This is a genomic window from Mesorhizobium sp. M5C.F.Ca.IN.020.29.1.1, from assembly GCF_003997375.1.
GTDB classification, from domain to species: Bacteria; Pseudomonadota; Alphaproteobacteria; order Rhizobiales; family Rhizobiaceae; genus Mesorhizobium; species Mesorhizobium wenxiniae.
In genome coordinates this window covers 1-6178 of sequence record NZ_RZSW01000388.1, presented here as the reverse complement: position 1 = coordinate 6178, position 6178 = coordinate 1, and the positions used below count along the sequence as shown (strand labels likewise).

Sequence of the window (6178 nt, the reverse complement as noted above, 5' to 3'; positions counted from 1 at the left end):
GTATTCCCTAGATCTTTGAATGTTTCCTTCGCGCCTTTCGAAAATCGAATCGATTTTCGGGTTGCTGCGATGCACCGATTGGAAGCATTCATGGAACTTCTCGAACTCGAATTCTCGCGCGAAATCCATCCCGTGGATGTTATCGAGCAGGTGGCCCACAACAACGACTGGTCCTTCGAACGGGCCGGCGATGACGAGATTTCGATTTCGGTTGCCGGAAGCTGGACCGACTACCACGTCTCATTCTCCTGGATGGAGGATTTCGAGGCGCTGCATCTGGCTTGCGCTTTCGACATCAAGGTGCCGGAGGCGCGCGCGCTCGAAGTGATGCGGCTGCTTTCGCTGATCAACGAGCAGATGCTGTTCGGCCATTTCGACCTCTGGGAACAGGAAGGCGCGATCATGTTCCGCCAGTCACTGCTGCTCGCCGGCGGGGTCGAGCCGTCGAGCCAGCAGGTCGAGGTGCTGTTGTCGTCGGCTCTGGAAGCCTGCGAATGCTATTTCCAGGCGTTCCAGTTCGTCGTCTGGTCGGGAACCTCGGCCAAGGATGCGCTGGCCGGCGTCCTGTTCGAGACCTACGGAAACGCCTGAGCCAGACCTGACCCTCAATGAGTTCGAGCAGCCAGCGCAAGCCCGAGATCAGCTTCGCCGATTTCGACCGGGTCGATATCCGCGCCGGCACGATCGTCGAGGCCGAGCCGTTCCCCGAGGCGCGCAAGCCGGCGATCAAGCTGAAGATCGATTTCGGCGCGGCGATCGGGGTGAAGAAATCGTCGGCGCAGATCACCAAATATTATGCGCCCGAGACGCTGATCGGCCGGCAGGTGTTCGCGGTGGTCAATTTTCCGCCGCGGCAGATCGGACCCTTCATATCGGAAGTGCTGACGCTTGGCTTTCCCGACGAGGAGGGTGCTGTCGTCCTCGGCGCAATCGAACGCAGGGTGCCTGACGGTGGCCGACTGTTCTAGCAAGGCCTTCTCAGGCGGCTAGTTTTCGCGTGGTGCCCAGCGCCTCTTCAACCGTCTCCAGGAACATTTCCGCGCAGGCCTTCCAACTATAGCGCATTGCCCGTTGGCGCGCCTCGGCGCGGTCGACGTGGAGCGCGGCGAGCGCGGCTTCACGCAAATCGTTCGACACCGCTCCGCCAACGCCGTCGCCGACAATGTCGATCGGTCCGGTCACCGGATAGGCTGCGACCGGCGTGCCGCTGGCCAGCGCCTCGATGATGACATTGCCGAACGTGTCGGTGCGGCTGGGAAAGACGAAGACATCGGCCGAGGCGTAGATTTCGGCCAGTTCGTCGTTCGGGCGGTGGCCAAGGAAATGGGCATCGGGGTATCTGGCCTTGAGCCTGGCCAACTCCGGTCCCTCGCCGACGATTACCTTGCTGCCGGGCAAATCCAGGTCGAGGAAGGCGGCCAGGTTCTTTTCGATCGCAACGCGGCCGACACAGAGGAAGATCGGTCGCTTGAGCCCCAGATCCTTCTGCTTGTCCGGGCGGAAATGGTCGGTGTCGACGCCGCGCGTCCATGGCCTGAGCTTGGTGAAGCCGCGCGCCGACAGATCGTCCGCCAGCGATTGTGTGGCGACCAGTGTGCCTTGTCCGGAATTGTGGAAATCGCGAAGCCAGCGATAGGCCCAGGCTTCCGGTATTGGCAGCCGCGCGCTCAGATATTCCGGAAAGCGCGTGTGATAGCTTGTCGTGAACGGCCGGCCGGCCTTGCGGCAATAGCGCCGCGCCATGATGCCGAGCGGGCCTTCGGTGACGATATGGATATGATCGGGAGTGCGCGCTTCGATCAGGCGCGCGACGTGGCCTGGCCTCGTCAGCGCCAGCCGGATATCCGGGTAGGTCGGCAGGGGCAAGGTGCGAAATATGTTCGGGGTCAGGAAGTCCGTCTCAACGTCGAAGGATTTGAGGGTTTCCGAAAGCCGTTCCAGCGTGTGGACGACGCCGTTGATTTGCGGGCGCCAGGCGTCGGTGACCATCAGGATGCGCATAGCTGCCCTTTGCTTGAAAGGTCGTCGATTTCCTTGATGCGAGGCCGCAAGGCCGAATCAATCAGGATCACGCGCTTCATGCGCGCTCTTCAGCATGGTTTCATGACGCCCCGATGAAGGCATAGCCGATGGCCGTCTACAACCACAGGAAAGCACGATGCGTAGGTTCAAAAGTGTCAGAGCGTACTTTGTGCGTCCAATTGGACGCACGTCGCTCTGATCAGGCCGGAACCTTGATGACGGCGCGCAAGCCGCCGAGCGGGCTCTTGTCCAGCATGATGTCGCCGCCGTGGCTACGGGCAATGTCGCGAGCGATGGCAAGGCCAAGGCCGGTACCGCTGGCGTCGAGATTGCGGGCCTCGTCAAGCCGCACGAAAGGCTTGAACACGTCCTCGCGCTTTTCGGGCGGAATGCCCGGACCGTCGTCGTCGATAGTGACGAGCAGCGAGCCGCGGCCGTGATTCGCGTTGATCTCCACCGTCTTGGCGTAACGGAAGGCGTTGCCGACGACATTGGACAACAGGCGGGCAAAGGCGTGGGGCCGCACATGCAAGTTTGGGTCGCCGGCGAGCGTGGTCGACAGTTTGCGTTTGCGCAGCGTGGCCTCCTCGCCGAGCTTGTCGAAATAGGCTTCAAGATTGAAACGGCCGGCGTCTTCCGTCGCCTCGCCGCGGGCAAAGGCGAGATAGCCTTCCAGCATCGACTGCATGTCATCGATATCCTGGCCGAGCGCCTCGGTGTCGGCCTTGGTCCCGGTCAGCGCAAGTTGCAGCTTGAAGCGGGTGAGGATGGTTCTCAAATCATGACTGACGCCGGTCAGCATGGCGGTGCGCTGTTCGAGCTGGCGTTCGATACGCTCGCGCATCTGGATGAAGGCAAAGCCGGCGCGGCGAACCTCCTCGGCGCCGCGCGGACGGAAATCGAGCGGCATCGGCCGGCCCTTGCCGAAACTTTCGGCGGCCTCGGCCAGCGTCAGGATCGGCCGGATCTGATTGCGCAGGAAAGGGATGGCGATCATCAGTAGCACCAGCGAGGTGCCGACCATCCAGATCAGGAAAATGTGCGTGTTCGAGGCATAGGCCTGGCTGCGGCGCACGAAGGCGCGCAGCACCTTGCCCTCGAGCTGGACGCGGACCTCGATGATATTGGAATTGCCGACCGTATCGATCCAGAATGGACGGTTGATCTGATGGGTGATCTCGGACGAGAGAATTTCGTCGAGGATCGAGAAGAACGGCTTTGGACCGGGCGCCGGCAGCGGATCGGGCGGAAGCAAGTCGATCTTCAGCTGCATGCGATCCTGCGCGATGCGGATGATGTTGGCGTAGTCGGCGTCGTTCGGATAGGTTTCCACCAGGTCGACGATTGCGGCAATGTCGCGGACCGTGGCCTGCGACAGGCGCTGTGTCACGGTCTGCCAGTGGCGTTCCATGAAGACAAAGGCGAGGACCGATTGCAGCAGGATCATCGGTGCGATGACGATGATCAGCGAGCGGGCATAGAGCCGCTTCGGCATGTAAAGCGAAACGAGGCGCCAGAACCGTTTCCAGGCGAGCGGCACCGCCTTCAGTACCCGCGTGGCGCGAGCGCTCAAGCCGCGATCTCCCGGCCGTTCCAGTTGCGTGGTCGCCATTCGCCCTCGTTGCTCATCTTCAGCCACTCAACAAGGGGCTGTGGGCGTCAGTCTATTCCACGCTGAGCCGATACCCAATACCGCGCACGGTCTGCAGCCAGACCGGATTGGATGGATCGCGTTCGATCTTGCGGCGCAGCCTGTTGATCTGGACGTCGATGGTGCGTTCGCCGACTTCGGACTCGTCGCCGACAAGCTCATGACGCGGTATCGTTTCGCCGGCCCGCGCCGCGAAGATCGCCAGGATCTCCTGCTCGCGGTCGGTCAGCTTCAGAGCCTCGCCGCCACGCTTGAGCTCCCGCCTGGCGATCTGGAACGTGTAAGGGCCGAAGACCAGTTGCTCGACTTTGGGCGTCGTTGCCGGACCGCCGCGGCGCAGGATGTTGTTGATGCGCAGGATCAATTCGCGGGGATCGAAAGGCTTCGGCAGATAGTCGTCGGCTCCGGCCTCGAGCCCGGTAATCCGGCTGTCGGTCTCGGAGAGCGCGGTAAGCATCAGGATCGGCACGTTCTTGCTTGCCCGCAGCGCCTTGGCCAGATCGACACCGGTTTCGCCCGGCATCATGATATCGAGCACGAGCAGATCGAAATCGAGGCCGGCGAGCTTGCGCCGCGCTTCGCCGGAATTTCCGGCAACGGTGACGCGAAAGCCGTTTTCGGTCAGATATTGTTTGAGAAGATTGCGGATACGGGTATCGTCATCAATCACCAGCAGATGCGGCGCGTCGTCGTCCGGTGCTGCCGGTTGATCAACCCTTTCGATGGTCTCCATGGCTTTTCCCTGACGTTTTTGCGGGCACAATGTCGATCTGCGCTCTTAGTTCCGGATTGACCATTGCTTCCAGGAAGCGCTCGATCAAGGTGCGTTCGGTGGCTCCGGCATCTTCCAATGCAGCATGGATGCGGCGTGACTGTGGCCGTGCCAGCGCCAGTGCCAGAGCGCGGCCCTTGGCTGTCGGATAGAGCTCGCGCTGGCGGCGGTCGCGCGGGCCCTGCAGCTGGACGATGTGGTCGGTGTCGATCAGCTGCTTGAGCACGCGCGCCAGGCTCTGCTTGGTGATCTTCAGCACGTCGAGGAGTTCGGCGACCGTCAGGCCAGGCCTGCGATTGACGAAATGCAGAACCCGGTGATGGGCCCGGCCGAAGCCATAGTCGGACAGGATCTGGTCCGGATCGGAGGTAAAATCGCGATAGGCGAAGAAGAACAGTTCGATGATGGCAAAGTCGATGCCGTCCTCGTCGGTGATCGCCGTCCTGATCGGTTTTCCGGCTGGGTGGCTGCGATCTGTCATCTTTTCTCCGTGCGAAAGGGAAATTATGTCAGTACTATTGACGTAATTTCCCGGCAATGCTAATTTTTGACAAGCTTTTCGGCGGATTGCGAACGAAAAGGCAAGGGAAGGCCGTTTTTCCGGAACTTCCTGTGTTTGCCAGAGCTTATATATCCGCCTACGCTTCGAGATACCGGCCGCCCGGTGCGGCTGACAAGAAACGCGCAACGATAATGTGCGGGCGGCCGCCCGCGGGAGGTTACCATGGCATCCGTTCCCTTTGACCAAATGGACGGCTTCATCTGGATGAACGGCGAGTTCGTCAAATGGGCCGACGCCAAGATCCACGTGCTGACCCATGGCCTGCACTACGCCAGCGCGGTGTTCGAGGGCGAGCGCGCCTATGGCGGCGAGATTTTCAAGCTGACCGACCACAGCGAGCGCCTGCACGAATCGGCACGCCTGCTCGGCTTCAAGATTCCCTATTCGGTTGCCGAGATCGACGACGCCTGCCGCACGCTGTTGAAGAAGCAGGGTTTCCAGGATGCCTATGTCCGGCCGATCGCCTGGCGCGGCAGCGAACAAATGGGCGTTTCGGCGCAAAACAGCCGGATCAACTGCGCCATCGCCATCTGGCAGTGGCCGAGCTATTTCGATCCGGCACAGAAGCTGAAGGGCATCCGTCTCGATCTGGCCGAATGGCGCCGCCCCGATCCGCGCACCGCGCCGTCGAAATCGAAGGCTGCCGGCCTCTACATGATCTGCACCATGTCCAAGCATGCCGCCGAAGCCAAGGGCTATGCCGACGCCATGATGCTCGACTGGCGCGGCCAGGTTGCGGAAGCGACCGGCGCCAATATCTTCTTCGTCAAGGACGGCAAGATCCACACGCCCACCCCCGATTGCTTCCTCGACGGCATCACCCGCCGTACGGTGATTGGCCTTGCCAAGGATCGCGGCTTCGAGGTGATCGAGCGCACCATTATGCCGGAAGAGCTCGAAGGCTTCCAGCAGTGCTTCCTCACCGGAACAGCGGCCGAGGTGACGCCCGTTTCAGAGATCGGTCCATACCGATTCGAGGTGGGTGAAATTGCCAAGACTCTGATGAACGACTATTCTGCAGCCGTTCAACCCAAGCACGCAATCGCAGCAGAATAACGAAAGTCACAGCTTTTTTTATAAGTAGGGGCGGTTTTCGGGCCGCCCCTTTTATTTAAGCACTTCTGCATTTGACTTTCGTCCAATTCGGCGTCTCATGATGCTGTCGGCCCTG

General features: G+C 61.1%; 7 protein-coding genes. 3 read left to right on the top strand and 4 right to left on the bottom strand.

All coding sequences use genetic code 11. The features are described 5' to 3' along the window. Positions 1 to 90: 90 nt before the first annotated feature. Together EOA85_RS24940 and EOA85_RS24935 are read left to right on the top strand one after the other, a co-directional pair. Positions 91 to 591 carry a YbjN domain-containing protein gene (locus EOA85_RS24940; protein WP_006202532.1) on the top strand — a complete coding sequence of 167 codons (501 nt, stop codon included), beginning with the start codon at positions 91 to 93 and terminating at the stop codon, positions 589 to 591. Positions 592 to 608: 17 nt separating this feature from the next. Next, positions 609 to 968 (top strand): tRNA-binding protein, encoded by a 360-nt coding sequence (locus EOA85_RS24935; protein WP_127211543.1) that lies wholly within the window; start codon positions 609 to 611, stop codon positions 966 to 968. Positions 969 to 978: 10 nt separating this feature from the next. Here EOA85_RS24935 and EOA85_RS24930 read toward each other — a convergent pair whose 3' ends face one another. The 4 genes from EOA85_RS24930 to EOA85_RS24915 all read right to left on the bottom strand — a co-directional run bounded on the left by EOA85_RS24930 (position 979) and on the right by EOA85_RS24915 (position 4926). Next, positions 979 to 2001: a glycosyltransferase family 1 protein gene (locus EOA85_RS24930; protein ID WP_127211542.1), complete on the bottom strand. Its 1023-nt coding sequence runs from the start codon at positions 1999 to 2001 to the stop codon at positions 979 to 981. A 220-nt stretch (positions 2002 to 2221) separates the two neighbouring features. Then, on the bottom strand, positions 2222 to 3634 hold the full coding sequence (locus EOA85_RS24925) for an ATP-binding protein (RefSeq protein ID WP_127211541.1): 1413 nt from the start codon (positions 3632 to 3634) through the stop codon (positions 2222 to 2224). A 52-nt stretch (positions 3635 to 3686) separates the two neighbouring features. After that, positions 3687 to 4406 (bottom strand): response regulator transcription factor, encoded by a 720-nt coding sequence (locus EOA85_RS24920; protein ID WP_036267167.1) that lies wholly within the window; start codon positions 4404 to 4406, stop codon positions 3687 to 3689. After that, a complete protein-coding gene (locus tag EOA85_RS24915; protein WP_164759859.1) occupies positions 4384 to 4926 on the bottom strand; it encodes a MarR family transcriptional regulator in 543 nt (180 codons plus the stop codon). Before EOA85_RS24915 ends, EOA85_RS24920 begins: the two co-directional genes overlap by 23 nt. 243 nt (positions 4927 to 5169) lie before the next feature. On the opposite strand from EOA85_RS24915, the gene EOA85_RS24910 reads away from it, so the two are divergent. Further along, the gene (locus EOA85_RS24910) at positions 5170 to 6063 is read left to right on the top strand and encodes a branched-chain amino acid aminotransferase (RefSeq protein WP_029349987.1); all 894 of its coding nucleotides are present in this window, start codon (positions 5170 to 5172) and stop codon (positions 6061 to 6063) included. The last annotated feature ends 115 nt before the right edge of the window (positions 6064 to 6178 follow it).